The sequence below is a fragment of the Caldimonas mangrovi genome (assembly GCF_023721835.1).
Lineage (GTDB): Bacteria > Pseudomonadota > Gammaproteobacteria > Burkholderiales > Burkholderiaceae_C > Caldimonas > Caldimonas mangrovi.
In genome coordinates this window covers 1-25,845 of the sequence record NZ_JAMKFE010000025.1, presented here as the reverse complement: position 1 = coordinate 25,845, position 25,845 = coordinate 1, and the positions used below count along the sequence as shown (strand labels likewise).

Annotated in this window: 24 protein-coding genes and 3 tRNA genes; 18 read left to right on the top strand and 9 right to left on the bottom strand. The window is 68.3% G+C overall.

Annotation, left to right across the window (positions count from 1 at the left end; translation table 11 throughout):
• Nucleotides 1-115: 115 nt before the first annotated feature.
• On the bottom strand, nt 116-1,099 hold the full coding sequence (locus tag M8A51_RS25340) for a GlxA family transcriptional regulator (protein WP_251781407.1): 984 nt from the start codon (nt 1,097-1,099) through the stop codon (nt 116-118).
• Nucleotides 1,100-1,209: 110 nt separating this feature from the next.
• On the opposite strand from M8A51_RS25340, the gene M8A51_RS25335 reads away from it, so the two are divergent.
• Nucleotides 1,210-2,388, top strand: a complete 1,179-nt coding sequence (locus M8A51_RS25335; RefSeq protein ID WP_251781406.1) for an acetyl-CoA C-acyltransferase — start codon at nt 1,210-1,212, stop codon at nt 2,386-2,388.
• 33 nt (nt 2,389-2,421) lie between these two features.
• Here the strand turns inward: M8A51_RS25335 and M8A51_RS25330 are convergent, their stop codons facing one another.
• Entirely contained in the window at nt 2,422-6,006 is a 3,585-nt protein-coding gene (locus M8A51_RS25330; RefSeq protein ID WP_251781405.1) for an indolepyruvate ferredoxin oxidoreductase family protein, read from the bottom strand.
• Between the two features lie 172 nt (nt 6,007-6,178).
• On the opposite strand from M8A51_RS25330, the gene M8A51_RS25325 reads away from it, so the two are divergent.
• Nucleotides 6,179-6,745 (top strand): Lrp/AsnC family transcriptional regulator, encoded by a 567-nt coding sequence (locus tag M8A51_RS25325; RefSeq protein WP_251781404.1) that lies wholly within the window; start codon nt 6,179-6,181, stop codon nt 6,743-6,745.
• A 159-nt stretch (nt 6,746-6,904) separates the two neighbouring features.
• On the opposite strand, the gene M8A51_RS25320 is transcribed toward M8A51_RS25325, so the two are convergent.
• A complete protein-coding gene (locus M8A51_RS25320) occupies nt 6,905-7,798 on the bottom strand; it encodes a DUF6515 family protein (RefSeq protein WP_251781403.1) in 894 nt (297 codons plus the stop codon).
• 20 nt (nt 7,799-7,818) lie between these two features.
• Entirely contained in the window at nt 7,819-8,373 is a 555-nt protein-coding gene (locus tag M8A51_RS25315; protein ID WP_251781402.1) for a hypothetical protein, read from the bottom strand.
• A 156-nt stretch (nt 8,374-8,529) separates the two neighbouring features.
• Here M8A51_RS25315 and M8A51_RS25310 point away from each other — a divergent pair, with 156 nt between their 5' ends.
• The 3 genes from M8A51_RS25310 (at nt 8,530) to M8A51_RS25300 (ending at nt 12,160) form a co-directional block, all read left to right on the top strand.
• Nucleotides 8,530-9,207 carry a hypothetical protein gene (locus M8A51_RS25310; protein ID WP_251781401.1) on the top strand — a complete coding sequence of 226 codons (678 nt, stop codon included), beginning with the start codon at nt 8,530-8,532 and terminating at the stop codon, nt 9,205-9,207.
• A 479-nt stretch (nt 9,208-9,686) separates the two neighbouring features.
• Nucleotides 9,687-9,860 carry a hypothetical protein gene (locus tag M8A51_RS25305; protein WP_251781400.1) on the top strand — a complete coding sequence of 58 codons (174 nt, stop codon included), beginning with the start codon at nt 9,687-9,689 and terminating at the stop codon, nt 9,858-9,860.
• A 23-nt stretch (nt 9,861-9,883) separates the two neighbouring features.
• The gene (locus M8A51_RS25300) at nt 9,884-12,160 is read left to right on the top strand and encodes a hypothetical protein (RefSeq protein WP_251781399.1); all 2,277 of its coding nucleotides are present in this window, start codon (nt 9,884-9,886) and stop codon (nt 12,158-12,160) included.
• A 3-nt stretch (nt 12,161-12,163) separates the two neighbouring features.
• Here the strand turns inward: M8A51_RS25300 and M8A51_RS25295 are convergent, their stop codons facing one another.
• Entirely contained in the window at nt 12,164-13,075 is a 912-nt protein-coding gene (locus M8A51_RS25295; RefSeq protein WP_251781398.1) for a DMT family transporter, read from the bottom strand.
• A gap of 115 nt (nt 13,076-13,190) precedes the next feature.
• On the opposite strand from M8A51_RS25295, the gene M8A51_RS25290 reads away from it, so the two are divergent.
• Nucleotides 13,191-14,078 carry an AraC family transcriptional regulator gene (locus M8A51_RS25290; protein ID WP_251781397.1) on the top strand — a complete coding sequence of 296 codons (888 nt, stop codon included), beginning with the start codon at nt 13,191-13,193 and terminating at the stop codon, nt 14,076-14,078.
• 10 nt (nt 14,079-14,088) lie between these two features.
• Here the strand turns inward: M8A51_RS25290 and mltA are convergent, their stop codons facing one another.
• Complete coding sequence (gene mltA / locus M8A51_RS25285; protein ID WP_251781427.1) at nt 14,089-15,333, bottom strand: murein transglycosylase A; 1,245 nt, start codon at nt 15,331-15,333, stop codon at nt 14,089-14,091.
• Between mltA and M8A51_RS25280 the strand changes: the two genes are divergently transcribed.
• Nucleotides 15,266-15,406: a hypothetical protein gene (locus tag M8A51_RS25280; protein WP_251781396.1), complete on the top strand. Its 141-nt coding sequence runs from the start codon at nt 15,266-15,268 to the stop codon at nt 15,404-15,406. The two genes, mltA and M8A51_RS25280, sit on opposite strands and share 68 nt — an antisense overlap.
• Before the next feature lie 24 nt (nt 15,407-15,430).
• Here the strand turns inward: M8A51_RS25280 and M8A51_RS25275 are convergent, their stop codons facing one another.
• Both M8A51_RS25275 and apaG read right to left on the bottom strand, forming a co-directional pair.
• Complete coding sequence (locus M8A51_RS25275) at nt 15,431-17,494, bottom strand: site-specific recombinase (RefSeq protein WP_251781395.1); 2,064 nt, start codon at nt 17,492-17,494, stop codon at nt 15,431-15,433.
• Nucleotides 17,494-17,871: a Co2+/Mg2+ efflux protein ApaG gene (gene apaG / locus M8A51_RS25270; RefSeq protein ID WP_251781394.1), complete on the bottom strand. Its 378-nt coding sequence runs from the start codon at nt 17,869-17,871 to the stop codon at nt 17,494-17,496. Before apaG ends, M8A51_RS25275 begins: the two co-directional genes overlap by 1 nt.
• 86 nt (nt 17,872-17,957) lie before the next feature.
• Here apaG and rpe point away from each other — a divergent pair, with 86 nt between their 5' ends.
• Together rpe and gph are read left to right on the top strand one after the other, a co-directional pair.
• Nucleotides 17,958-18,638: a ribulose-phosphate 3-epimerase gene (gene rpe, locus M8A51_RS25265; protein ID WP_251781393.1), complete on the top strand. Its 681-nt coding sequence runs from the start codon at nt 17,958-17,960 to the stop codon at nt 18,636-18,638.
• Entirely contained in the window at nt 18,635-19,306 is a 672-nt protein-coding gene (gene gph, locus M8A51_RS25260) for a phosphoglycolate phosphatase (protein ID WP_251781392.1), read from the top strand. The genes rpe and gph overlap by 4 nt, the downstream gene beginning before the upstream one ends.
• A gap of 20 nt (nt 19,307-19,326) precedes the next feature.
• On the opposite strand, the gene M8A51_RS25255 is transcribed toward gph, so the two are convergent.
• The gene (locus M8A51_RS25255) at nt 19,327-19,929 is read right to left on the bottom strand and encodes a chalcone isomerase family protein (RefSeq protein WP_251781391.1); all 603 of its coding nucleotides are present in this window, start codon (nt 19,927-19,929) and stop codon (nt 19,327-19,329) included.
• A 418-nt stretch (nt 19,930-20,347) separates the two neighbouring features.
• On the opposite strand from M8A51_RS25255, the gene trpE reads away from it, so the two are divergent.
• From trpE to M8A51_RS25210, 9 genes are all read left to right on the top strand, one after another.
• Nucleotides 20,348-21,832, top strand: a complete 1,485-nt coding sequence (trpE, locus tag M8A51_RS25250) for an anthranilate synthase component I (protein ID WP_251781390.1) — start codon at nt 20,348-20,350, stop codon at nt 21,830-21,832.
• Nucleotides 21,833-21,849: 17 nt separating this feature from the next.
• A complete protein-coding gene (locus M8A51_RS25245) occupies nt 21,850-22,416 on the top strand; it encodes an aminodeoxychorismate/anthranilate synthase component II (RefSeq protein WP_251781389.1) in 567 nt (188 codons plus the stop codon).
• A 20-nt stretch (nt 22,417-22,436) separates the two neighbouring features.
• The gene (trpD, locus tag M8A51_RS25240) at nt 22,437-23,474 is read left to right on the top strand and encodes an anthranilate phosphoribosyltransferase (protein ID WP_251781388.1); all 1,038 of its coding nucleotides are present in this window, start codon (nt 22,437-22,439) and stop codon (nt 23,472-23,474) included.
• Nucleotides 23,471-24,259 carry an indole-3-glycerol phosphate synthase TrpC gene (gene trpC, locus M8A51_RS25235; protein ID WP_251781387.1) on the top strand — a complete coding sequence of 263 codons (789 nt, stop codon included), beginning with the start codon at nt 23,471-23,473 and terminating at the stop codon, nt 24,257-24,259. The genes trpD and trpC overlap by 4 nt, the downstream gene beginning before the upstream one ends.
• Nucleotides 24,259-25,005, top strand: coding sequence for a uracil-DNA glycosylase (locus M8A51_RS25230; protein ID WP_251781386.1), 747 nt, complete (start codon nt 24,259-24,261; stop codon nt 25,003-25,005). The genes trpC and M8A51_RS25230 overlap by 1 nt, the downstream gene beginning before the upstream one ends.
• 65 nt (nt 25,006-25,070) lie before the next feature.
• Nucleotides 25,071-25,156, top strand: a tRNA-Tyr gene (locus tag M8A51_RS25225).
• A gap of 82 nt (nt 25,157-25,238) precedes the next feature.
• A tRNA-Gly gene (locus tag M8A51_RS25220) sits at nt 25,239-25,312 on the top strand.
• A gap of 284 nt (nt 25,313-25,596) precedes the next feature.
• Nucleotides 25,597-25,671 (top strand) — tRNA-Thr (locus M8A51_RS25215).
• Nucleotides 25,672-25,720: 49 nt separating this feature from the next.
• A partial coding sequence (locus M8A51_RS25210) for a GTP-binding protein (protein WP_233175816.1) occupies nt 25,721-25,845 on the top strand: 125 nt, incomplete at its 3' end.

Below are 25,845 nucleotides of genomic sequence, written 5' to 3'. Positions count from 1 at the left end.
GGGTTCGTGCCAGACGGCGCACGGGCAGCGAATGTGCGGGCAACCTGCAGTGCGCAGGTCGGCGCCAGCGTGACCGTGTTCCAGCGCCTCAGGAGCGAGGGAGTGCAAGCATTCGTTAAGCGTCTGGAACGGCCGTGGGGCGCATCTGCCGTGGCGTCGCGCCATAGGCCTTCTTCATCAGGCGGCGTAGTGCGGTCGCATCCTGATACCCCACGCGATGCGCGACTTCCTCGACGGACAGCCCACCGCTTTCGAGCAGTGCCCGCGCGCTGGCCAGCCGCACCGACTGGACCAGCTCCAGCGGCGAGCGGCCGCTGGCGGTGCGCACCCGCCGCGTCAACGTGCGCGGCGACATCGCCAACGTCGCAGCCAAGGCCTCGACGGAAGGCGGGTGCGGCAGCGCCGCGCGGACTTGCGCCTCGATGCGCATCAGCAGCTCGTGCCCGGCGTTGACCACCGACGGGTCGATGTAGGGGCCCTGCAATTGGCGCCCATCGATCAGCAGCGCGCGTGCGACCGCTTCGCTCAAGGCCTGGCCGAAACGCCGGCGCAGCAACCACAGCATCAGGTCGATCTGCGCGAAGGCGGCGCCCGCGGTGACGATCGGGCCGTCCTCGATCACCATGCGCATTTCGTCGACTTGGCACGCCGGCACCATGCGACGCAACAGCGGCGCCAGCCACCACGAGATCGTGACGCGACGGCCGTCGAGCAGCCCCGCCCCGCCCAGCAGCAGCACCGCGGAGCACGATGCCGCGATGGAACCACCGCGCGCCGCGGCTCGCCGCAGCACGCGCAGCACGGCCTGCGTGCCGGCATCTGACAGCAGCGCCTCGGCGCGCCGCGCGCTGGTGGCGCCGAGCCCGGGCACGATCCAGGTCGGCCGCCCGGAGGGCAGTCGCGCGGGCAGCACCTGGGAGGTCACCGACACGCCGTTGCCGAGCGCAACATCGCCGCCGCTGGCGGAAACGACGGTCCAGCGCGGCACCGGGCAGCCCACGCGGCGCGCCAGCAGTGCCGCCGCCGACAGCATGTCCAGCGTCGCCGCCACGCTGGTCGCATGCGCCCCGGGGATCAACAGCACGATGAAATCATGCATGGCTGAATAAGCCTGAAAAATGTCGATCCGGACACTGTAGCCGCACGGACTTACCGGCTCAAATGGTGCACCGCACCATCCATTGCTGCTCAATCAAGGAGAACGCCGTCATGTCCGATTCCGTCGTCATCGTCTCGGCCGCGCGCACGCCCATCGGCGGGTTGCTCGGCGATCTGGCCGGCCTGCAGGCCTGGGAACTCGGCGCCGTCGCGATACGCGCCGCCATCGAACGCGCCGGCGTGCCCGGCGACGCGGTCGATGAAGTGCTGATGGGCAACGTGCTGATGGCCGGGCAGGGCCAGGCACCGGCGCGGCAGGCGTTGCGGCGCGCGGGGCTGCCCGATGCGGTCGGTGCCGTCACCTTGAACAAGGTGTGCGGCTCCGGCATGCGTGCCGCCATGTTCGCGCACGACATGCTGATGAGCGGCAGTGCCGACCTCCTGGTCGCCGGCGGCATGGAGAGCATGAGCAACGCGCCGCACCTGGCCTTCGTTCGCAAGGGCATCAAGGCCGGCAGCGCCGCGCTGTACGACCACATGACGCTCGACGGGCTGGAAGACGCCTACGAGCCCGGCAAGCCGATGGGGCTGTTCGGCGAGGAATGCGCGGCGAAGTACGGTTTCGGCCGCGAAGCGATGGACGCGTTTGCAATGGCCTCGGTCGAGCGCTCGCGGCGCGCGAACGAGGACGGCAGCTTCGACTGGGAGATCGCGCCGGTGGCGGTGGGCGGCAAAGGCGGCCCGGCGGTGATCGCACGCGACGAGCGGCCGTTCAAGCTGAAGGCCGAGAAGATCCCGACGCTTGCCCCCGCGTTCAAGGCAGACGGCACCCTCACCGCTGCCAGTTCGTCGAGCAACTGCGACGGTGCGGCCGCGATGGTGCTGATGCGCGAGTCCACCGCGATGCAACGGGGACTGAAGCCGCTGGCGCGCCTACGCGCCCAGGCGGTCCATGCGCAGGAGCCGCGCTGGTTCACGACGGCGCCGGTGGGCGCCATCGCGAAACTGTTGAAGAAGGCCGGCTGGAGCGTCGCCGACGTCGACCTGTGGGAAGTGAACGAGGCATTTGCCGCGGTGGCGATGGCGGTGATGCACGAACACCGGGTGAACCACGAAGCGCTCAACGTACATGGCGGCGCCTGTGCGCTGGGCCACCCGATCGGCGCATCGGGGGCCCGCATCCTCGTCACGCTGCTGGGCGCGCTGCGTCGGCGCGGGCTGAAGCGCGGCATCGCCACGCTGTGCATCGGCGGCGGCGAAGCCACCGCCGTTGCGGTCGAGATGCTGTGAACAGCGGCGGGCGCGGCGAGCGCCCGCCGGCCCTCAGGCGGCCTCGGGCAGGCTGCCGCGCTGGCGCCAGTCGGCCATCAGCCGGTCCCACTTGGTGCGCGCCGCCTTCAAGTGCCGCTCCTTCACGTGGCCGTAGCCGCGGATCTCCTCCGGGATGCGAGCGATCTCGACCGCCAGCGCCAGCCGCTCGGCGTTCAGCGAGGCCAGCACCTCCTCGATGCTGTCCTTGTACTGGCAAATCAGGGCCCGCTCGGTCTTGCGCTCCTCGGTGTGGCCGAACACGTCGAATGCCGTGCCGCGCAGACCCTTCAGCTTCGCGAGCACGCCAAAGGCCTTCAGCATCCACGGGCCGAACGGGCGCTTGACCAGTTCGCCACGGTCGTTGCGCTTCGCGGTCAGCGGCGGGGCGAGGTGATAGACCAGCTTGTAGTCGCCTTCGAACTGCTGCTCGATCCTGGACAGGAAGCTCCGGTCGGTGTGCAGTCGCGCCACCTCGTACTCGTCCTTGTAGGCCATCAGCTTGAACAGGTAGCGCGCGACCGCCTCGGTGAGCCGGGTCGATGCGAGCGGCGCTTCGGCGGCGCGCACCCGGTCGACGAAGCTGCGGTACTGCTGCGCATACGCCGCGTTCTGGTAGCCGGTCAGGAACTCCTCGCGTTTCGCGACGATGTCGTCCAGCGATTGCGCGGTCTTCTTGACGAACTGCACCACCTGGGTCTGCGGCTGCGCAAGCGCCTCGACGGCCGCGAGGTCGTGGGCAATGCGGCGACCCCACTCGAAGGCGGCCTTGTTGTTGTCGACCTGCACGCCGTTCAGTTCGATCGCGCGCATCAGCGAGGCGCGCGTCAGCGGCACCCAACCCTTCTGCCATGCGTAGCCCAGCATCATCGGGTTCGCATAGATCGAGTCGCCGAGCAGGCGTACCGACAACTGCTCTGCATCGAAGCGGCCCAGGTTGGCTGCGCCCACCGTTTTCGCCAGCAGCGTCTCGCAGCTGCCGCCGGGGAACTGCCAGTCGGGGTTGGTCACGAAGGCAGCGGTCGGCGCGCCGTGCGAGTTGAGCGCAATGCGGGTGCGGCCCTCGACCATCGTGCCGAGGGTGGTCTTGTTGGCGGCGACGATCGGATCGCAGCCGATCACCAGGTCGGCTTCGGCGGTGCCGACGCGGGTGGTGTGGATCGCCTCGGCGCGGTTCGCGATCTGGATGTGACTCCAGGTGCTGCCGCCCTTTTGCGCCAGGCCCGCCGCGTCCTGCGTGACGATGCCCTTGCCTTCCAGGTGGGCAGCCATGCCCAGCAACTGGCCGATGGTGATCACGCCGGTGCCGCCGACACCGGCGACCACGATGCCGTAGGCCTGTTCGGCCAGCGGCAGCGCCGGCTCGGGCAGTTCGGGCAAAGTGAACGGGTCGGGCCGCCCGGCCTTGGACTTCTTCGCCGACTTCAGCTCGCCGCCTTCGACGGTGACGAAGCTCGGGCAGAAACCCTTCACGCAGGAATAGTCCTTGTTGCAGGTGCTCTGGTTGATGCGGCGCTTGCGGCCGAACTCGGTCTCGACCGGCTCGACGCTGAGGCAGTTGCTCTGCACCGAGCAGTCGCCGCAGCCTTCGCACACCAGCTCATTGATGACAACGCGCTTGGCCGGGTCGGCCATCGTGCCGCGCTTGCGGCGGCGGCGTTTTTCGGTCGCGCAGGTCTGGTCGTAGATGATCGCGGTGGTGCCCTTGAGTTCGCGGAACTCGCGCTGCAGGCGGTCGAGCTCGTCGCGGTGGTGCACCGTCACGCCGGACAGCAGCGACACGCCGTGGTACTTGCCCGGCTCGTCGGTCACGATCACCAGCTTGCCGACGCCCTCGGCGATCAGGCTTTGCATGATCTGCAGCACCGAATGGCCTTCAGGGCGCTCGCCGACCTTCTGGCCGCCGGTCATCGCCACCGCGTCGTTGTAGAGGATCTTGTAGGTGATGTTGACGCCGGCGGCGATGCTCTGGCGGATCGCCAGCAGCCCGCTGTGGAAGTAGGTGCCGTCGCCCAGGTTGGCGAAGATGTGCTGTTCGTTCGTGAACGGCGCCTGCCCGACCCACGGCACGCCTTCGCCGCCCATCTGCGTGAAGGTGCTGGTGCTGCGGTCCATCCACACCGTCATGTAGTGGCAGCCGATGCCGGCCACTGCGCGCGAGCCTTCGGGAACCCGGGTGCTGGTGTTGTGCGGGCAGCCGCTGCAGAACCACGGCGCGCGGTCGGTGTCGAGCTTGAGCGTCTGCTCGCTGCGCTCCTTCGCCTCGATGACCGCCATGCGCGCGGCGATGCGGGCCCGCAGGTCGCTGCCGAGCTGCTGCATCAGGCCGAGTTTCTCGAGGCGCTGGGCGATGGCTTTCGCGATCAGCGCCGGGTTCAGGTCGGCCTGTGCGCGCAGCAACCAGTTCGACGCCGGGTTGGGCATCGACCATTCGCCGCCCGAGTGGTCGCCATCGGGCTCGTTGAACTTGCCGAGCACGTTGGGGCGCACGTCCTCGCGCCAGTTGTAGAGCTCTTCCTTGATCTGGTATTCGATGACCTGGCGCTTTTCCTCGATGACCAGGATCTCCTGCAGGCCGGTCGCGAACTCGCGTGTGATCGAGGCTTCCAGCGGCCACACCACGGTGACCTTGTGCAGCCGGATGCCGATGCGGCGGCAGGTGTCGTCGTCCAGGCCCAGCTCGTGCAGCGCCTGGCGCGTGTCGTTGTAGGCCTTGCCGCTGGCGATCAGGCCCAGGCGCGCATTCGGCGAGTCGATCACCGTGTGGTTCAGCCGGTTCGCGCGCACATAGGCGAGTGCGGCGTACCACTTGTAGTTCATCAGCCGCGCTTCCTGCTCCAGCGGCGGGTCGGGCCAGCGGATGTGCAGGCCGCCCGGCGGCATCGCGAAGTCTTCCGGCAGCACGATGTTGACGCGGTCCGGGTCGACCCACACGCTGGACGACGATTCGACGATCTCCTGGATCGTCTTCATGCCGGCCCACACGCCGGCAAAGCGGCTCATTGCGAAGGCATGCAGGCCGAGGTCCAGGATCTCCTGCACGTTGGTCGGGAAGAACACCGGGAAACCGACCGCCTTGAACACATGGTCGCTCTGGTGCGCGGCGGTCGAGCTCTTGGAGATGTGGTCGTCGCCCGCGATCGCGATGACACCGCCGTGCTTCGCGGTGCCGGCCATGTTGGCGTGCTTGAACACGTCGAGCGAGCGGTCCACGCCAGGGCCCTTGCCGTACCAGATGCCGAACACGCCATCGAACTTTTTCTGTTCGGGGTACAGGTCCAGCTGCTGCGTGCCCCACACTGCGGTGGCGCCGAGTTCTTCGTTGACGCCGGGCTGGAACACGATGTGGTTGGCCGCCAGGTGTTTCTTCGCCTGCCACAGCGCCTGGTCGTAGCCGCCGAGCGGCGAGCCGCGGTAGCCGCTGATGAAGCCGCCGGTGTTGAGGCCGGCCATCGCGTCGCGCGTGCGCTGCAGCATCGGCAGCCTGACCAGCGCCTGCACGCCGCTCATGAAGGCACGGCCATGGTCGAGCGCGTACTTGTCGTCCAGGGTGACCGATTCCAGCGCGCGGCGGATCGACTCGGGGAGCGGGGCATTCATCGTGAGGAACTCCTTGTGGGGGCCTGTCGCCGCAGGCGCACTTGTGGCGCGCCGGGCCGGCACCATGGTCCCCCAGTTTAGGAATCTCCCGCGGGCAAGTCTTTTCTTTCTTTGCCTCGAACAACGCCGATGTGGGAATAATCACCCCTTGAACGCGAATGCAAGGAAAGAAATGCCCTCAAAAACCGGCGACCAAGGGAAAACCCGCAGCTTCTCTGCCGCGACGGCCACCGCCGGCGAACTTGAAGAGGGGCTGGATCGCTACGACATCGCGATCCTGCACGAGCTGCAGCAGGATGCGCGTCTGTCCAACGCCGAGCTGGCCGCCCGCATCGGTCTGTCGCCCAGCCCGTGCTGGCGTCGCGTGAAGGCACTGGAAGAGCAGGGCTACATCAAGGGCTACCGGGCCGAGATCGACCGCCACAAGATCGGCCTGGGCGTGCTGGCCTTCGTGCGGGTCGATGCCGAGCGCAACAACGCGGTGGCCACGCGCGAGCTGGAAGACGCGATCCGGGCACTGCCCGAGGTGATCTCGTGCCACTACATCTCGGGCTCGGGCACCTTCGAGCTGCAGGTGATGTCGACCGACCTCGACGCTTATTCGCGCTGGGCCATGGACACGCTGTTCAAGCTGCCCAACGTGAAGGACCTGCACACCAGCTTCTCGCTGGGCGAGGTGAAGGCCAGCCGGGCCTTGCCGCTGGGGCATCTGAAGCCGCGGGCACGCACTGCCGGCTGACGTTGGGAACGGCGCTTGCCGCGCCTTGCGCTGCAAGTCTTTCAACCCTCCACGAGGACCGATCCATGAACGAACAGATCTCGCGCGGGCGCGGCCCGCACACCCGCAACAAGAAGAACCCGGGCAAGTCGCCGCGCAAGGGCGGCAGCTGAGCGCGCTTTACTTCACCGTGTAGCCGCGGCCTTCGAGGCAGGCGGTCAGCGCGCGCTGGTAGTTGCCCCGCAGGACCGAGTCGCCTTCAGGGCCCTGCCCGAGCGGCACCAGCGTCGGGTCGAAGCCGGCGCGGTCGACCGCCCAGGTATGGCACTCGTATTCGTCGCTGCGCTGCTGCTCGGCCGACTGGCCGCGCGCCGGGTACACCATGGGCGGCTGGTAGGACGGCGCTGGGTCGTCGTCCTGCACCTGGGCCACCTGGTAGCCCCCGCTCGGCGCTTCGGTGTAGTACACGCCGTTCGCGTGGTAGTAGACGCTGGGCCCGACGCGCACCAGCGTGTAGCCGACCGGCAGCGCGTTCAGGTAGACGCCGACGGGCGGGCGCACGACCACGAAGCCCGATGGTGCCGGCGTGTACCAGAAGCCGTCGTCGAACCAGTAGCGCTCACCGAAGTGCAGCGACAAGTGCGCGCGCGGCCCCAATGACGACACGTGGTGGCCCCAACGGTAGCGAGGCGCGTGACGATAGTGAGAGTGATGGTGAGGCGGCCGGTCCCAGCGCCGATCGTCGTGCCAGTGTGGCGGTGGCCGGTCGTGCCGTCTGCGCCGATCGTCGTCCCAATGGGGCCGGCGTTCGCGATCGCCCGAGCGCACGTGCGGCGGGCGATGGACGTCGGGTGCGGGGCGCTCGCTGGGCGAACGCAGGCGCGGCGGCGCCGGGCGCGGCCCGCGTTCGCGGTCGTGGTCACGCAACTGCGCCCCGCGGGGCTCGGCCCGCTGCTCTTTTTGCCGGGCGCCGCGATCCCTGTCGGCCGGTTCGGCTTGCGAGACCACCGGGCATGCCAGCACGGTCGCCATCGCGACGATCTGCAGCCAGGGTATGAACGGCATCGAATCCATGTTGATCGCTCCAGGGGCTGTCAACCCACGGTGTAGCCGCGCCCGGCCATGCAGGCCGACATCGCGCGGCGGAAGTCGTGCCACGGCGGGGTGGCGTACCGGGTGGCGGCTTGAGTCTGTCGCGCCGCATCGGCACGGGCCTGGTCCGACGCCGCACCGATCAACGCGCCGAGCACCAGGCCCACCGCCGCGCCTTCGGCGGTGTGGTGACGTGAGGCCACGGCACCACCGATCATCGCGCCGCCCAACGCGCCCACCGCAGTGTCCCGGCCGGGCGCAGGGTCGGGTGCCGGTGCCGCGTGCACATAGGTGCGCAGCGGCGTCATCCCGGGGTCGCTGCGCGTTTGCCGCGAGGCCCACTGGTAGCACTCGTAGCGGTCGCGGTCCTGGCGCCGTTCACCTTGCCCCTGCTGCGGGTAGAAATACAGCGGCCGGGCCGAGGCGGCAGGCGCGTTCCGGTGGGCGGCAGGACGGGGCGGCGGGCTTGCGCAGGCGGCGAGCACGAGGGCCAGGCTGCAGGCGCCCCAGCGCGACCACCGGCCCGGCGCCGAGGAACGAAGCGGAAGGATCTTCATGCAGGCATGCTCGAATCGCGATGCATCATGGTTGCGTCCGCTGGGTGAAGCTGTGTAAAGCTGCAGTCGCCATGCGGCGACAGCGCGAAGCCGTCGGCCTGCCCGCTACAGTGCATATCGCACGGCCGGGCAGATGCCGGGCCGCAGGAGTCGAAAGTGAACGCTTCACGTCGCATATGGGTCGTCGCTGCCGTCCTGGGGGCGGGTTGTCCCAGCGTGTTCGCACAGCCCGGGCTGCCGCAGCGCAATCTGCGCATCGAACTGCGCCAGGGGGACCAAACCGAGCTGGCCCGCCAGGGTGCCAGCGCCTCCGGCTCGGTGGTGATTTCCAGCCACCGTACTGTCAACGCGCAGGGGGGCGTGACGGTGCACACCACCCGCCGCGAAAGCGTGACGCGCGGTGACGGCACGCAACAGGTGCTGGTGCTCAACGGGGGACGCGCCGGTATCCGGCTCGCGCAGCAGCAGCCGTTGCAGTGGTACCAGGTGATCTGGAACGCCCGCGACGGCGCGACGCTGGTGCCGTCCAAGGTGATGCTCGAAGCCGGGCGTGGCTTCACGGTGCAGCCGCGCTGGCCCGGAGGCGGCGAACCGGTGACGGTGGAGATCGCGGCCGAGTCGAGCCGCTTCAACGACCCGACGTCCGGCATGCAGGATCGGCCCCTGCGCGAAGGCGGCACGACATTAACCCGCGTGCAGGTCCCGCTCGGCGAGTGGGTGACAATCGCCGACACGCTCGAGGAGCAACACACCATCGAGCGAGGCAACTGGTCCAGCGCCGAGGCACGCGGCAGTCGCCGCTCGGTGGTGCAGATGCGGGTGACTGCCCCCTGAAACCTTCAAGAGAACCGGCAAGGGGTCGCTGCCCATCGGTTCGCCGATCCGCGGGGACGTCCGCGGCTGCATCCTGAGCGCGATCGATTCCAAGATGGAGGTCGCGCGTGCGATCGGCTCGCGGAGAAGCCGTGGACCGATCGCGGCGAGCGGCGAATGGTCGCCGTACATGCCCGCGGTGAGGGACCGTGTCGCCTCTGGCGCGGGCGGCCCGTGACGTGCTTGCCAAACCATGACGGTAAGCCTTCGGAGCGCGCCGGGAGCCAGGAAAACCCGGGGTTTCCGACCGTCCGTCTGTGCCCCGACTTTCTGCGCGTACTGCATCACGCGCGCTGATCTCCCCCCCTCAACTCCCCCGCCGCCGCCGTCGATACACCGTATGTCCGCATCCGGCCGCGCCGGCCTCTGCCTTGGCCGGCTCGCCCGCGGGCAGTGGCACTGCTCCCGGTTTTCGATGACTCGCACACAGGAGGTTCCGCATGGACCGATTGGCTCGTTGCGCCGCGTATGCGGCTGTTTTCTCGACGCTCGCGCTGGCGGCCTGCGGCGGCTCGTCGTCGTCGTCCGGGGCCTCTTCGGGAGGGTCCGAAACGGTACAAGGCATCAGCACTCCCAACAGCGTCTCCGTCGTGACGCCGAAGAACGGGAACTAAGGTCGAGGCGAAGGGGAACAACCATGGACAACCGACTTCCGACTTGGCGCCTGCTGGTGCTTCCGATGCTCATCGGCGCCCTGGCAGGCAGCGCCGATGCCGCGCCGGGCGCGACCTCGCCCTATGCGACCGACACGCAGCACACCAACGTCGAGGACGCCACCTCGCGCGGGGTGAACCAGGTGAACATGATCATGTGCTTCATGTCGGCCATGCGCCCCGATGCGCTGGTCAACAAGGACACCTATGTGGCCCTGGTCGACAAGGGCAAGTGCGATCCCGAATCGCGATCGAGCACGAGCAACTCGGGCGCCACGAACTCCGGCTCCAATGCACCGTCCTACATGCGGGCCATCGTCGATTCGTCTCGGACGTCCAACGACGAGCCGATGCGTGTTCGGACCTGGGTCGAGGAGTCGGAGCGCGACTTCGACGTCACGATCTTCGTGAACACCACCGCCACCGAGCCGCCTTCCGACGGCAACCCCTACGGCGTCTTCCGGCTCGACTATTGCGGCAAGGCCGACGACGGCCCCTGCATGATGCGTGGCTTTCTGGAGGGAAGCGCCGGCGGCATCAGCTACTACGAGATCGAGCCCGCCGGGCCTGGCGGCAGCAGCACCAAGGCACTGCAACTCACCAAATCGGGCCCCGACAGTGGCGCAGGCGTGTTGCAGATCGACGAGATGGGTCAGCAGATCGCCTTCTCGTTCGCCTACAACGCCGACTACTTCCGGCGCTCGAACGGCGTGCAGGACCAATGCTTCACGCGCGACGCGGACGATCCCGAGACCGGCATGTCCGTGTGGCGCTATGGCCTGTACGATGCCGGCACCGGCGAGCGCGTGACGCGGCAGTCCGGCTTCCCGATCGAGTACGAAGCCGGCAACGGTACCCTCTACCACGGCCACATCGGCTACTGGGGCCTGTGGCTGCCCGAGGAAGCCGGTGCGGGCAACGGAGCGACCGTGCAGCGCGTGCAGTACGTGGCAGATCAACCGCCGACCAAGACCGCCTACACGCTGCTGCAGTCGGAGGGGCGGTTGATGAAGTACAGCAAGCGCACGCGCACGCTGGCGGCGATCGACAAGATCAAGTTCTACAGTTTCGTCGGGGACGTGGCCGGCTTCTTCGAAGGTGCGCAGCCGAACAAGCAGTACGAGGTCTACTGGGACAACGCCGCGGGCGTGTTCAAGGTCACCGGGGTGCTGGAATGCACCGAGCAATGCCAGACGCGCGATCTTTCCGCCGAGCAGTCGGTGTTGCCGTCGTACTTTGCGAACAAGGGCGGTGCGCGCGGCTGGTCGCAGGCGCTCGGCGGCGAAGTCTATGTCGCCCTCGAAAGTGCGGGCGATACCGTCGACTCGACGGCCGTGGAGGTGATCTACCGCGTTCAGGATCTGGTCTACCCGAGCCAGATGCCGGCGACGCTGTTCTGCCTGCGCGATTGTCCGACGGCGGCTTCGATGGCCGCATTCTTCGCCGATGGCTCGGCCGGACCGTCGCCCTATCTGGATGCCACCTTCAACCATTGGGAGCCAAGCGATGGCAGTGCCGTCGTCAGCTACACCACCGATGCGGCCAACGCCGTGCTGAAGGACCATACGGGCTCTGCCGTGACCTTCACCGACGGCGATGCCCTGGCGTCGCGTCCCCAATACCAATGGGGCGTGCGCAGCGGCCGACTGTTCGCGGCGCTGAGCGATGCGGCGTGCGACTTCGACGCAACGAAGTACTGCGACCATGAGCTGGAGTCGCTGGACACCTACTATCAGTGGGAGACCGGGCCCAACCAGTGGAATCAGTTCGCCGTGGTGAAGGACGGTAATGGCGCCATCGTCAGCTTCGACCCGCCGCTGCAGGTGAACTACGAGGTGCCGAGCGGTGCGGCCTACGGCCAGTACGCCGGCAAGTCCATCGTGCTCGAGTACGGCGGTTTCGGCGAGCTGTGGGGTATCCCCGGGCATTGCGTGTCGCGCCTGACCAACGAGCGCGTGAGCTGCGAGACGCCCGAGTCGCGTTACGTGCCGGCCTTCGTGATCCCGTTCGACGAGACGCTCGGCCGCGTGATGAGCAACGGCGAGCCGATGCTGGTCAAGTGGCTGGACCGCGAGATCCGCTTCGCACGCAAGGACCCGGCCGTGTGCGCCGCGGCCGGTGTCACGTTGCCCAGCGAGCTGACGCTGCCGAGCGCCGCCGGGCTGCAGGACCCGTCCAGCAGCGACTCCGACATCTACATCGGTGCCAAGCCCGCCGTGAGTGCCGCGCCGCGCGTCATCCACGGCGATGTCAAGTTCTGACGCTCAGACGGGCGGGCGGTCTGCGGCGGCTCGTCCGCCCGCCGCCGTCCGCGGCTTGCGGAACACCAGCGCGTTGCCGAGCATCACGAATACCAGGCCCGCCCCGGCCAAGGGCGTCCACTGGTAGCCCTCGAACAGCGCCGAGACGTTGAGCGCCACGACGGGGAACAGCACGGTGCAGTACGCTGCCCGCTCGGGCCCCAGCCGGCCGACCAGCATCAGGTAGGCGGTGAAGCCGATCACCGAACCCGGGATCGCCAGATAGAGCAGGGCACCGACATAGCGCGCCGATGTGTCGAAGACCCAGTCGCCGCCGCTCGCGGCGTGCACGGCGAGCAGCACCATGGCACCGAACAGCATGCCCCACGCATTGGTAACCAGCGGCGTGTGGCCGGCGGCCTGCAGACGGGCCGACAGCATGTTGCCGGCTGAAAAGCACAGCGTGCCCGCCAGCCCGAGCAGCAGCCCCAGCCAGGCACCGGATTGCCCGCTCGCATGCGCCAGCTCGGGCCAGAACAGCAGCGCCAGCCCCAGCATGCCGACCGTGCCGCCCGCGACCACCTGCGCCGAGATCGGCCGCTTTAGGAACAGCCGGCCATTGATCGCGTTCCACACCGTGGCGGTCGAAAACAGCACCGCCACCAGCCCGCTCGGGATGTAGCGGCTCGCGTGCAGGAAGCAAATGAAGTTCAGGCAGAACAGGCAGATGCCCTGCGCGGCGATCAGCGTCATGGCGCCGTCCTTCGGCCGGCGCAGGCGGCCGCTCAATGCCAATACGGCGAACAGCACCAGCGCCGCCAGCGCGAAGCGGTAGACGATGGACAGCGGGATCGGCACCGGGCCGAGCTGCCACTTCAGAGCGATCCAGGTGGTGCCCCAGATCGCGACAGTGAGGAAGTAAAGAGCGGCGGTCATGGCGGGCAGTCTGGCCGCCTGGGGCCGCGGCCGGTTGCACGAATCTGCGGTTTGTTTGCCGGCGCTTCGGCCAACCGCGCCGAGCTTGCGTACAGTGGGGGACTTCGAGCCCACCATGCCCGCCGATCTGCACGCCCCTCCGCACACCGACGTGTTCGACACGTTGCGCACCCGCTCGCGCGCCCGGCTGCAACGCGGCGTGTCGCTGGGCGACGGGTTTTCGGCGGCTATCTGGTGCAATGCGCACGACGCGACGCGCTACGAGCGTCCGAGCCACCACACGGTGTCGCTCTACCTGCAGGGCGGCTTCAGCACCTTCCGTACCGGGTCGCCGGCGCAGCGCGGCGCGCCGGGGCGCTTGTGCGTGATGCCGGCCGAGCACGACTCGAGCTGGGTGGTGGGCAGCGAGCAGCGCTTCCTGCACCTGTATTTCGAGCATGAGCGGCTGGCACCGCTGGCGGTGCGTCTGCTCGACCGCGAGCCGCGTGAGCTCAACCTGCACGAGCGCACCTTCTTCGAAGATGCCGAGGTCGCGTCGCCATTGGCGGCCATGGCCTGTCTGGATTGGAACGACGTCGACGCCCGGCTGCACGCCAATGCGCTCGCGCACCAGGTGCTGACCCGGCTGGTACAGGCTCATGCCGGCCGGCCAACTGTGTGGACATCACGCGGCGGCTTGGCTCCGGCGCTGCGCCGGCGTCTGGCCGAGCACATCGACGCGCACCTCTCATCGCCGCTGACGGTCGGCGAACTGGCGGCGCAGGCCGCGCTGTCCGAGCACCATTTCGCGCACATGTTCCGGGTCTCGTTCGGCATGGCGCCGCACGCCTGGGTGCTGCAGCGGCGGCTGGAACGCGCACGTTCGATGTTGTGCACCACCGATGCACCGCTCGAGCACGTCGCGCAGGCTTGCGGCTTCGCCGGCGCCAGCCATCTCGTGAACCGCTTCCGTGCGGCCCACGGCGTGCCGCCTGGGCGCTACCGTCAGGCGATGCGCCGGTGAGCCACCGCGCTCACGAGCGCGGCCACAGCACCCACATGCGCAGCGGCTGCTTCATGCGGCCCGCGAACTCCTCGGCGCCTTCGGTCCAGCCCCAGAAGTAATCGGCCCGCACGGCCCCGACGATGGCCCCGCCGGTGTCCTGGGCCATCACCAGCCGCTGCAGCGGGCGCGGCGCGGGCACCGGCGCAGGCGTCGGCTCAGTGGTGTCGATCCACACCGGTGTGCCGTAGGGGATGGACTCGCGGTCGACCGCGATCGAGCGGCCCGGCGTCAGCGGCACGCCCTGGGCGCCCAGCGGGCCGATACTCGGGTCGGGCAGCGGTTCTTCGCGGAAGAACACATAGCGGGGGTTGATTTGCAGCATCTCCTGCACGCGCTTCGGGTGGGCACGCGCCCAGGCCTTGATCGCCGGCCACGACGCCTGTTCGAGCGAAAACGCGCCCTGCTCGACCAGCCAGCGGCCGACCGAGCGGTACGGGTGGTCGTTGTGGCCGGCAAAGGCCGCCCGCACCAGACGCTGGCGGCCGTCGGGCTCGGTGAGCAGCAGCCGGCCCGAGCCTTGGATGTGCAGCACCAGCGCATCCAGCGGGTCGGCCACGTAGGCCAGCTCGTTGCCGCGCAGTTTGGCGCGTGCCGCGGGCAGGGTCTCGAGCTGGGCACGGGTCCAGTACGGCTTGCGCTTGCCGAAGTCGGCCGGTGGCCGGTACAGCGGCACGCGGAACTGGGCGTCCGGCTCGCGGCGGGCCTCGATCAGCGGCTCGAAGTAGCCGGTGATCAGCCCGTCCGACGCCGCGCCGTCGCGCGGCTCGACCCGATAGGGTTGCAGGCGGTGCTGCATCCACCGGCGCACCGCGGCTTCGGTCGGTTCGGGCAGCGCCAGGGCCTCGGCACACGCGCGCGTCCAGGCGGGGGCGGGGCGCTGGCAGCTGCGCAACAGGGCCGGCCAGGCGAACTGGATCTGGTCGCCGCCCCAGCCGGGCAGCGCGTCCCAGCCGACCGGCACCCAGCGCGAGCGCGGCTGTTCGATGACCGTGGCGGTGGTGGCAGCTGCCGGCCCGGCAGGGGCTGTGATGGAAGGGTCCGGCGCCGGGCCGGGCGCGGGCGGGCTGGCGCAGGACGCCAGCATTCCTAGAATCAGGGCGCCCCACATCCGGTGGGCGCGCGGCAGGCAAAGCGAAGGAAAGGCCATGTGGTTGATTTTGTTGGAGGCGCTCGGCGCCCTCCTGATCCTGATCTTCATCGTCTGGTGGACGATGTTCTCGGGCCGCAAGGACCGCAGCCGCACCGACGAGACGCCACCCGCGGACGACAACCCGCCATCGCCTTGAGTCCCGTCGCAACGTCAAAGTTCATCACGCGGCCTGCGCCTTTGCGACCCGCAGCGGCAGCAGGAAGCTCATGGGCTGGCGCCGCAGGCGCCGCCTGACGGCGGCATACAGGCGGGCGCGGTCTTTCAGCCGGACGTTGCGCGAGCGCAGCGCCAGCCGGAAGGCGAGCAGAAAGCTGACGCTCACGTTCAGCACGCCGGTCAAGGCGATGCCGGCGGCTGCGAGCCAGAAGCCCGGCGTGTAGACCAGCTCCCAGCCGAGCGCACCGAGTGCCGCGCCGAGCTGGCCGCTGGCCAGCGTCACGTGCCGCACGTCGAAGTGGATGCCGAAGAAGCCCGCGAACGCCGGCACCAGGCCCAGCATGAAGCCCAGCGCGATGTTGCCGGCGAAGCCCGAGACGTTGGCTTGCAGATAGGCCGACCAGCGCGTGGCCCGCGACTCGCCCAGCCGTGCCAGGATGCGCGGGTTCCAGCGCAGCGCGCTACCGAGCCGGTGCAGCACGAACCAGTTCTCGGCCCAACCGGCGACGATGCTGGACGCGAACAGCAACACGCCGGTGGCCGCCGCGTACAGCGGTGTCCAGCCCAGCACAGTCAGCGAGGCCACCGAGTAGGCGGCCTTTTCCGCGTCGACCAGCGGCGCGCCGAAGGCTGCCTGCCACGCCAGCTGCACCATCAGCACGCAGGGCAGCACGACCGCGACGTTGCCGAGGATGCCCGCGGCCTGCGTGCGGATCAGGTGCGCGACTTCGTCGACGAAACCCTCCACCGCCGCGTCGGAGCCGACGTCGTCGAGCTTGGCGGCCATAGCCGGCGCTGTCATCGCCGGCTGCTTGGTCGCCAGCGTGAAGTGCGCCAGCTGGATCGCGACGAAACTCGCGGCGTAGTTCAGCCCGGCCGCGAAGCCGGTGAAGAACGGCGACAACCCGAGCCCGGTCAACAGGAACTTGACGAGCACCGTCATCGTCGTGACGGCGCCGCCACCGGCTGCACGCCAGAACATCTGCAGGTACTCGGACCGGTTGCGGGTGATGTAGTGCTCGCCGGTTTCGGCGCTGCGCTCCACCATCTTGCGTGCCAGCAGCGAGTAGTTGCGCGCCAGCAGCGCCCGCACGCTGCGGCGTCGCTGCGCGGTCTCGGCGAACTGCACCATCAGCTCGCGCACCGCGCGCGCCGGGTCCTTGCTCAGCAGGCAGTCGAGCAGCAGGTGCACCCGCTCCAGCCGCGCCTGCAGTTGCTGCAGCGCAAAGACGATGTCGACCGAGACGCCGTACTCCTCCAGGTGGTCGTACACCGTGCCGGCGTCGCGCCGGCAGGCGTCCAGCAGCGCGTGGGCGTAGCCGAGGGCCGGCACCAGCTGCGCAGGCGTGGTGTCGTCCGATTCCAGCCGGGTGCGCAGCTCATCGAAGGCGCGTGTCAGCTGCCGGAACGGCGACAAGGCCCGGGCCGACTCGGACAGCCGCGTGCGGATCTCGGCGGAAAACGCGGTCGCGCGCACCTGGCTGATGCAGAACATCATCGCGTCGAGCAGCGCCGAGCGCCAGTGTGCGGCCGCCTGAGGGTGGCGCGAAGCGGCCACGGCCTCCTGCAGCAACGCCGCCAGGCGGCCCAGCGTCGCATCATCGATCGCGTTCAGCCAGGCCGGGTCGGCTTCGTCGGCGAACACCAGCTGGAACAGCTCGGCCAGGTCGCGCGTCTGCGAAGTGCCGGGCAGCAGCTTGCGCTGCACCCGCTCGGCCAGTTCGCCGAAAAAAGCCATGCGCGGTGCGAAGCCGAAGTCGGCCAGCAGCAGCGTCGCGTCCATGTCTTCCAGGGTGCGGGCAATCAGCTCGACCACCTGGGCCCGGTAGTCCGGCTGGCGGTCGAGCAGGTTCAACAGGTGGCGCAGGCGCAGCACGGGCAGCGGGGTGGCGGTGCCGGTCTCGGGCGTCTCGACGCCTTCCTTGCGCAACGGCGCGTGGCGCAGCCATTCGGCCAGCCGCACCCACCACAGGTTGCGCTCGGCCAGCTCGGCACGTGGGTTCAGCACCGACAGCAGCGAGCTCAGGTCCCAGACCGACGGTGCCAGGACCGCCCGGAGCCCGCGCATCAATGCAGCCCGCTGCGCTGCACCGCGAGCGAGAAGGCCGGCACCACCGCGTCGAAGCGTTCGCCGTCCTCGGCAACGCAGAAATAACTGCCGCTCATCGTGCCGCGCGGCGTGCCGATGCGCGTCCAGCTGGTGTACTCGAAGCCTTCGCCGGGCTTCAGGAAGGGCTGCTGCCCGATCACACCGAGGCCCTTGACCTCCTCGACTTTGCCGTTCGCGTCGGTGATGACCCAGTGGCGCGAGATCAGCTGCGCCGGCACGTCACCGGTGTTCTCGATCGTCACGGTGTAGGCAAAGGCGTAGACGCCTTGCACCGGGTTCGACTGCTCTGGCAGGTACTGCGGCTCGACGCTGCAGGTGAATTCGTAGGTGCTCATGGAGATGTAGTGTCTGGCCCTTGTCCCTGGCGGCGATGGTAGCAAGGAGGCTCCCTACAATGGCGCCCTGCACGCCGGACGACCCCATGACGACCTACCGCATCGCCCCCAGCATCCTCTCCGCCGACTTCGCCCGCCTGGGCGAAGAAGTCCGCAACGTGATCGCTGCGGGCGCCGACTGGATTCATTTCGACGTGATGGACAACCATTACGTTCCCAACCTGACGTTCGGCCCGATGATCTGCGAAGCGCTGCGTCCGCATGCCCGCCAACCCGACGGCACGCCCGTGCCGATCGACGTGCACCTGATGGTGCAGCCGGTCGATGCGCTCGCCCAGGCCTTCGCGAAGGCCGGCGCCGACCTGGTCAGCTTCCACCCCGACGCCAGCACCCACGTCGACCGCACGCTGCAACTGATCAAGGCAGAAGGCTGCCGGGCCGGCCTGGTGTTCAACCCGGCCAGTCCGATCGACGTGCTGGAATGGGTGATCGACAAGGTCGACCTGGTGCTGATCATGAGCGTCAACCCCGGTTTCGGCGGCCAGAGCTTCATCCCCGCCGCGCTGAAGAAGATCGAGCAGGTGCGCAAGATCATCGACGCCAGCGGGCGCGACATCCGCCTCGAAGTGGACGGCGGCATCAAGGTCGACAACATCCGCCAGGTCGCCGATGCCGGTGCCGACACCTTCGTCGCCGGCAGCGCCATCTTCGGCAAGCCCGACTACAAGGGCGTCATCGACGCGATGCGCGGGCAACTGGCGGCATGAAGCTTCCCGCGGGCCTGCAGGGGGTGATCGTCGACCTCGACGGGACGATGGTCGATACCGCCGGCGACTTCGTCGTCGCCCTCAACCGCATGCTGGGCGATCTCGCGCTGCCGCCCATCGACCATGCCTTCGTCGCGCGCACCGTGGGCAAGGGCTCCGAGCACCTGATCCGCCAGACGCTGGCGCGCACCCAGGACGCCGAAGGCGTGCACCGGCTCTACGAAGACGCATGGGCGCATTACCAGCATCACTACCTGGCGATCAACGGCGAGCATGCCGCGGTATTTCCCGGCGTCATCGAGGGGCTGCGGCGGCTGGCGGCGCTGGGCCTGCCGCTGGCCTGCCTGACCAACAAGCCGACCGCTTTCGCGCTGCCGCTGCTGGAACGCAAGGGCCTGGCCGCCTACTTCCGGCGGGCCTTCGGCGGCGACGCCTTCGAACGCAAGAAGCCCGACCCGTTGCCGCTGCTGAAGACCTGCGAGGCGCTGGGCACCGAACCGGCGCGCACGCTGATGATCGGAGACTCCATCAACGATGCCATGGCGGCGCGTGCCGCCGGCTGCCCGGTCGTGCTGGTGACCTACGGCTACAACCACGGCGAGCCGGTGCGCAGCGCGCCGGCCGACGGGTTCGTCGACCGGCTCGACGAACTGGAACCTGCGTTCTAGGGCACCGGCCCAGGGCGCGCTCAAGAATTCGCGGCCCGGTCCTTTTCCTTGCCCAGCAACGCGTCCTTCAGCGTCGCATCGGCCGGGTGGTGGCCCAGCCAGATCTTGATCAGCGACGTGTAGAACTCGGGCTCCTTGATCGGCTCGGCCATCGGCTTGCCGTTGACCAGGATGTAGGTGCCCTGGCCCGGCACCCAGTCGACCTGGAACGACTCGCCGCTTGCCAGCTTCTTCTTCGCGGCGAAGATCTCGCCCATCTTGATCGTGCCGGGGATGGACTTGACGAAGTCCTCGCGCGACGCGTTCTGCTCCATGCCGCGGGTGAACAGCTTGCCGAGCTCATTGGCATCGATGTCGCGCAGCATCACGATGTTCAGCCGGCGCGGGCCGGTCGCAGCCATCACCGCCTCGGGCGTGGCGGCCTTCCGGGTCAGGTACAGGCCCGCGGCGTACACCTTGAAGATCGCCTTGTAGCGCACGCCGGCGCCGTTGAGCTGCAGCGGCGCGCCGTTCAATTGGATCTGCTGATCGAATTTGACGCCGGCGACCTCGGTCGCCTGCGCGTGTGCTGCGCCGAGACCGATCAGGGCAATGGCCAAAGCAGAGAACCAGGGTCGGAACATGGCGGTTTGCTCCTGTTACATGTTTTGACAAGCCGGTCAGTGTTGGGCTTGCGGGCTCGCTTGTCCATCGGGAAAACGCACGAACGTTCGGAAAATTTTTGGACCGGCCGCGACAAGGTGTCACCGTCGCGACAGGGGCCGCCCGTTCCGGCCGGCCACAAGGCGCTGCTACACTCCGCCTCCATGTTCATTTCGCGCAAACAAACCAAAGGTTCGAACGACCGGGGAGCCTGGCCCTGGCGTCGCCCGCACGCACTGGTTTGATTTGCCGCCGGCCGTGAGCGGTGCCTCGTTCTTCTGAGCACCCCATGCGCCCCACCGGCACGCCCGGAATCCCACGATTCCCCTCGACAATTTCCCATTGCCGCGGAGCCCCGCCATCGAGCGCGGGCGCCGCCGGGCTTGGAGGGCCCACCGCGTGATCACCGAACTCGAATTCAAGAGCCTGTCCCAGCAGGGCTACAACCGCATTCCCCTCATCTCCGAGGCCTTCGCCGACCTCGAAACCCCGCTGTCGCTGTACCTGAAGCTGGCCTACGCCACCGGGCGCAGCAAATACAGCTTCCTGCTCGAATCCGTCGTCGGCGGCGAGCGCTTCGGCCGCTACTCGTTCATCGGCCTGCCGGCGCGCACGCTGCTGCGCACCCACGGCTGGACCACCGAAGTGGTCACCGACGACCAGGTCGTCGAAACGCACGAAGGCAACCCGCTCGACTTCATCGCCGACTACCAGAAGCGCTTCAAGGTGGCGCTGCGTCCCGGCATGCCGCGCTTTTGCGGCGGGCTGGCCGGCTACTTCGGCTACGACACCGTGCGCTACATCGAGCCCAAGCTCGCCAAGGTGCACAAGGAGGGCGGCATCGACACGCCCGACATCCTGTTGCTGCAGTGCGAGGAACTCGCGGTCATCGACAACCTGTCCGGGCGTCTCTACCTGATCGTCTATGCCGACCCGCGCGAGCCGGAGGCGTACTTCCGCGCCAAGCGCCGCCTGGCCGAGTTGATCGACAAGCTGAAGTTCAGCGTCACCGCGCCGCCGGTCAAGCGCGGCATCTCGCATGCGATCGAGCGCGAGTTCGCGAAGGACGACTACCTCGACGCGGTGCTGCGGGCCAAGGAATACATCGCCGCCGGCGACATGATGCAGGTGCAGATCGGCCAGCGCCTGAAGAAGCGCTACACCGAGTCGCCGCTCAGTCTGTACCGTGCACTGCGCTCGCTGAACCCGTCGCCGTACATGTATTTCTACGACATGGGCGACTTCCAGATCGTCGGTGCCTCGCCCGAGATCCTGGTGCGGCACGAACACAGCCCCGAAGGGGAAAAGGTCGTGATCCGCCCGATCGCGGGCACGCGCCCGCGTGGCGCCACGCCCGAGCAGGACAAGGCGCTCGAAGAAGAACTGCTCGCCGACCCGAAGGAGCGCGCCGAGCACGTGATGCTGATCGACCTGGCGCGCAACGACATCGGCCGCATCGCCAAGACCGGCAGCGTGAAGGTGACCGAGGCTTTCGTCACCGAGCGCTACTCGCACGTGATGCACATCGTCAGCAATGTCGAAGGCATCCTGAAGGACGGCATGACCAACCTCGACGTGCTGCGTGCCAGCTTCCCGGCCGGCACGCTGACCGGCGCGCCGAAGATCCGCGCGATGGAGATCATCGACGAGATGGAACCGGTCAAGCGCGGCATCTACGGCGGCGCCTGCGGCTACCTCAGCTACGCCGGCGACATGGATGTTGCCATCGCCATCCGCACCGGCATCGTCAAGGACAACACCTTGTACGTGCAGGCGGCGGCCGGCGTGGTGGCCGACTCGGTGCCCGAACTCGAATGGAAGGAAACCGAAGCCAAGGCACGGGCGCTGCTGCGTGCCGCCGAACTGGTGGAAGAAGGCTTCTGAGCGAAGGAGAGACGACCATGCTGCTGATGATCGACAACTACGACTCCTTCACCTTCAACCTGGTGCAGTACTTCGCCGAACTGGGCCAGGACGTGCGCGTGTTCCGCAACGACGAGATCACGCTCGAAGGCATCACCGAACTCCAACCCGAACGGCTGGTGCTGTCGCCCGGCCCATGCTCGCCCGCCGAGGCCGGCATCTGCGTCGACACGATCCGGCATTTCGCCGGCAAGCTGCCCATCCTCGGCGTCTGCCTGGGCCACCAGAGCATCGGCGCCGCCCTGGGCGGCAGGGTGGTACGCGCGCAACGCCAGATGCACGGCAAGACCAGCGTCATCACGACCGACCAGCAGGGCGTGTACCAGGGCCTGCCGAAGGCCTTCACGGTGATCCGCTACCACTCGCTCGCGATCGAGCGCGAGTCGCTGCCCGACTGCCTGGAGATCACGTCCACATCCGAGGACGGCGAGATCATGGGCGTGCGCCACAAGGAACTGGCGATCGAGGGCGTGCAATTCCACCCGGAATCGATCCTGACCGAGCACGGTCACGCGATGCTGAAGAACTTCCTGTGCAGCCATTGACGAGCGAAGGGCGAGACGACATGGCCATCACCAACACCGACGCGCTGGTGCGCGTGATCGAGCACCGCGAGATCTTCCACGACGAGATGCTGGCCTTGATGCGCCGCATCATGAGCGGCGAGATGTCGCCGGTCATGATCGCCGCACTGGCGGTCGGCCTGCGGGTCAAGAAGGAGACCATCGGCGAGATCGCCGCAGCCGCACAGGTGATGCGCGAGTTCGCGACACCGGTGGCGGTGGCCGACAGGACACACCTGGTCGACCTGTGCGGCACCGGCGGCGACGCCGCGCACACCTTCAACATCTCGACCGCCTCGATGCTCGTCGCCGCGGCGGCGGGCGCCCGGGTCGCCAAGCATGGCGGGCGCAGCGTCTCGTCGAGTTCGGGCAGCGCAGACGTGCTCGAGGCGCTCGGCGTCCACATCGACCTCGGGCCCGAGCAGGTCGCCGCCTGCCTGGAAGAAACCGGCATCGGCTTCATGTTCGCGCCCAACCACCACGCGTCGATGAAACACGCCGGGCCGGTGCGCAAGGAACTCGGCATCCGCACCATCTTCAACATCCTGGGGCCGCTGACCAACCCGGCCGGCGCGCCCAACCAGTTGATGGGCGTGTTCCACCCCGACCTGGTCGGCATCCAGGTGCGGGTGCTGCAGCGGCTGGGGTCCGAGCATGTGATGATCGTCTACGGCATGAACGGCATGGACGAAATCTCGCTGTCCGGCGAATCGCTGGTCGGCGAGCTGAAGAACGGCGAGGTGCGCGAGTACACCGTGCACCCGAGCGACTTCGGGCTGCCGGTCTACGACACCCGGGTGCTGAAGGTCGCCAACAAGGAAGAGTCGGTGCAGTGCATCCAACGTGCGCTGGCGAACGAGGACGGTCCGGTGCGAGACATCGTGCTGCTCAATGCCGGCGCGGCCCTGTACTGCGCCGACGTCGCCGGCTCCGTCGCCGAAGGCGTCAAGATGGCGCGTGAGGCGGTGGCGTCCGGCAAGGCACTCGCGAAGCTGAGCCAGTTCGCCGCCGTGACCCAGAAGCTGAAATCCGCAGCATGAGCGACATCCTGCAGAAGATCGTGGCCGTGAAGCGCGAGGAGATCGCGGCGGCCAAGGTGCGCCGCAGCGCGGCGTCGTTGCGTGACGAAGCCGAAGGCCGGCGCGACCTGCGTGACTTTGCCGGCAGCTTGCGCGCACGCATGGCCGTCGGCCGGGCCGCGGTGATCGCCGAAGTCAAGAAGGCCAGCCCGAGCAAGGGGATCCTGCGCGAGCGTTTCGTGCCGGCCGAGATCGCCGACAGCTACGCACGGCACGGGGCCGCGTGCTTGTCGGTGCTGACCGACGAACGCTTCTTCCAGGGCCACGCCGACTACCTGCAGCAGGCCCGTGCCGCCTGCGCGCTGCCGGTGCTGCGCAAGGACTTCATGGTCGACGAATACCAGGTGTTCGAGGCGCGTGCGATGGGCGCCGACTGCATCCTGCTGATCGCTGCCTGTCTCGACGACGCGCAGATGGCAGACCTCGAAGCGGCGGCGCAGGGGCTGGGGCTGGCCGTGCTGGTCGAGGTGCACGACCGTGACGAGCTGCAGCGGGCGCTGCGGCTGAAGACGCCGCTCGTGGGCATCAACAATCGCAATCTGCGCACCTTCGAGGTCACCCTCGAGACCACGCTCGGCATGCTGCCCGACGTGCCCGCTGATCGCCTGCTGGTCACCGAATCCGGCATCCTCGCGCGAGACGACGTCGGCCGCATGCGCGGGGAGGGTGTGCATGCCTTCCTGGTCGGCGAGGCCTTCATGCGTGCCGAGGACCCCGGCGCCGCGCTGGAAGCGCTGTTCGCCTGATGGCGGCTCAACCGGACCTGTTCGCCGCCGGCGCACCGGGCGACAACCGGCTGGGCGGGTCGCTGGCCGCATGCTTCGACCGTGTCCCGCCCGGGTGGCGCGAGGTCACGGACGCCTTCCGCTTCACCGCGACGGGCCAGGCGCTGGTCGACTTTGTCGATCAGCGGGTGCGCGACGGCGCGACCGTTTATCCGGCCCAGGTGTTCCGGGCGCTGGAACTCACACCCCTCGCTGCGGTGAGGGTGGTGGTGCTCGGTCAGGACCCGTACCACGGCCCCGGGCAGGCCCAGGGGCTGGCGTTCTCGGTCCCGGCCGGCGCCAGGCTGCCGCCGAGCCTGCGCAATATCTACAAGGAAGTGGCGGCCGATACCGGCGCGCCGATGCCTGCCGACGGCGACCTGACCCGCTGGGCTCGACAGGGCGTCCTGCTGCTCAACACCGCTTTGACCGTCGAGGGCGGTCAGCCGCAAAGCCATGCCCAGCGCGGCTGGGAAAGCTTGACCGACGCGCTGATCCAGCAGGTTTCGCGGCATGCCGCGCCCAGTGTTTTCCTGTTGTGGGGAGCGCCGGCACAACGCAAGCTGCCGCTGATCGACACCACCCGGCACGCCGTCCTGACCGCCAATCATCCGTCGCCGCTGTCGGCGCTGCGCCCGCCGCAGCCCTTCATCGGTTGTCGTCACTTCTCGGCCGCCAACGCCTGGCTGGCAGCGCACCGCCCGGGCGAGACCGGCATCGCGTGGTGAGCCCTGCTGTGCCTGCGGGGATTGGCAGGCGCGCGAAGACCCTGCTAGAATCTGTGGTTCGCCGCGGAGGGGTGCCCGAGTGGCTAAAGGGGGCAGACTGTAAATCTGTTGGCTTACGCCTACGCTGGTTCGAATCCAGCCTCCTCCACCAAGGCGAAACAAATGTTGTTTGGCTTGGGCGCGGTTGAAGCGATACCTTACTGGACGGCCTTCGGGTCTGACGGTGCTCCCGGGCGGGAGTAGTTCAATGGTAGAACCTTAGCCTTCCAAGCTAATGACGCGGGTTCGATTCCCGTCTCCCGCTCCAGTTACCAGAGGGCCCCCGAGCGGGCCCTCTGGTAACTGGGGTGGCGGGATGGGTGAGGGCCCGCGGGTTCGGCCAGCTCGCGATGGTTGAGCGAGCCGCGTGCTTCGAGGTCGCGCGGGCCCGAAGCGCGGCGCAGGGCCGGGGGGTCGCCTCAGGGTGATTCCGGGCATTCCAGTCTTCGGTGTCGCCGAAGCGGGGTGCGGTGAAGAGTGAATGTGAGTGAGAGGCGCCCAGTCGCCAGCGGTTTGCCGCAAGCCGAGCCGGCCAGCAAACCAGTGTCGACTGCCCATGTGGCTCAGTGGTAGAGCACTCCCTTGGTAAGGGAGAGGTCACGCGTTCGATCCGCGTCATGGGCACCAACCCTACAAACCGTCAACACCGGCATTCCACCGTCAGGAGATCGGAAAAATGGCAAAAGGCAAGTTTGAGCGTACCAAGCCGCACGTGAACGTGGGGACGATTGGTCACGTGGACCATGGCAAGACGACGCTGACGGCGGCGATCACGACGGTGCTGTCGAGCAAGTTCGGCGG

What these genes read in the sequence shown, in the direction of transcription:
- M8A51_RS25320 (WP_251781403.1), bottom strand. Translation starts at nt 7,798, where the DNA reads ATGGATTCGATGCCGTTCATACCCTGGCTGCAGATCGTCGCGATGGCG.
- rpe (WP_251781393.1), top strand. Translation starts at nt 17,958, where the DNA reads ATGACGACCTACCGCATCGCCCCCAGCATCCTCTCCGCCGACTTCGCC.
- trpC (WP_251781387.1), top strand. Translation starts at nt 23,471, where the DNA reads ATGAGCGACATCCTGCAGAAGATCGTGGCCGTGAAGCGCGAGGAGATC.
- trpD (WP_251781388.1), top strand. Translation starts at nt 22,437, where the DNA reads ATGGCCATCACCAACACCGACGCGCTGGTGCGCGTGATCGAGCACCGC.
- M8A51_RS25275 (WP_251781395.1), bottom strand. Translation starts at nt 17,494, where the DNA reads ATGCGCGGGCTCCGGGCGGTCCTGGCACCGTCGGTCTGGGACCTGAGC.
- M8A51_RS25325 (WP_251781404.1), top strand. Translation starts at nt 6,179, where the DNA reads ATGCCCTCAAAAACCGGCGACCAAGGGAAAACCCGCAGCTTCTCTGCC.
- M8A51_RS25290 (WP_251781397.1), top strand. Translation starts at nt 13,191, where the DNA reads ATGCCCGCCGATCTGCACGCCCCTCCGCACACCGACGTGTTCGACACG.
- M8A51_RS25305 (WP_251781400.1), top strand. Translation starts at nt 9,687, where the DNA reads ATGGACCGATTGGCTCGTTGCGCCGCGTATGCGGCTGTTTTCTCGACG.
- M8A51_RS25230 (WP_251781386.1), top strand. Translation starts at nt 24,259, where the DNA reads ATGGCGGCTCAACCGGACCTGTTCGCCGCCGGCGCACCGGGCGACAAC.
- M8A51_RS25335 (WP_251781406.1), top strand. Translation starts at nt 1,210, where the DNA reads ATGTCCGATTCCGTCGTCATCGTCTCGGCCGCGCGCACGCCCATCGGC.
- M8A51_RS25315 (WP_251781402.1), bottom strand. Translation starts at nt 8,373, where the DNA reads ATGAAGATCCTTCCGCTTCGTTCCTCGGCGCCGGGCCGGTGGTCGCGC.
- M8A51_RS25255 (WP_251781391.1), bottom strand. Translation starts at nt 19,929, where the DNA reads ATGTTCCGACCCTGGTTCTCTGCTTTGGCCATTGCCCTGATCGGTCTC.
- gph (WP_251781392.1), top strand. Translation starts at nt 18,635, where the DNA reads ATGAAGCTTCCCGCGGGCCTGCAGGGGGTGATCGTCGACCTCGACGGG.
- M8A51_RS25340 (WP_251781407.1), bottom strand. Translation starts at nt 1,099, where the DNA reads ATGCATGATTTCATCGTGCTGTTGATCCCCGGGGCGCATGCGACCAGC.
- apaG (WP_251781394.1), bottom strand. Translation starts at nt 17,871, where the DNA reads ATGAGCACCTACGAATTCACCTGCAGCGTCGAGCCGCAGTACCTGCCA.
- M8A51_RS25295 (WP_251781398.1), bottom strand. Translation starts at nt 13,075, where the DNA reads ATGACCGCCGCTCTTTACTTCCTCACTGTCGCGATCTGGGGCACCACC.
- M8A51_RS25330 (WP_251781405.1), bottom strand. Translation starts at nt 6,006, where the DNA reads ATGAATGCCCCGCTCCCCGAGTCGATCCGCCGCGCGCTGGAATCGGTC.
- M8A51_RS25300 (WP_251781399.1), top strand. Translation starts at nt 9,884, where the DNA reads ATGGACAACCGACTTCCGACTTGGCGCCTGCTGGTGCTTCCGATGCTC.
- M8A51_RS25245 (WP_251781389.1), top strand. Translation starts at nt 21,850, where the DNA reads ATGCTGCTGATGATCGACAACTACGACTCCTTCACCTTCAACCTGGTG.
- M8A51_RS25280 (WP_251781396.1), top strand. Translation starts at nt 15,266, where the DNA reads ATGTGGTTGATTTTGTTGGAGGCGCTCGGCGCCCTCCTGATCCTGATC.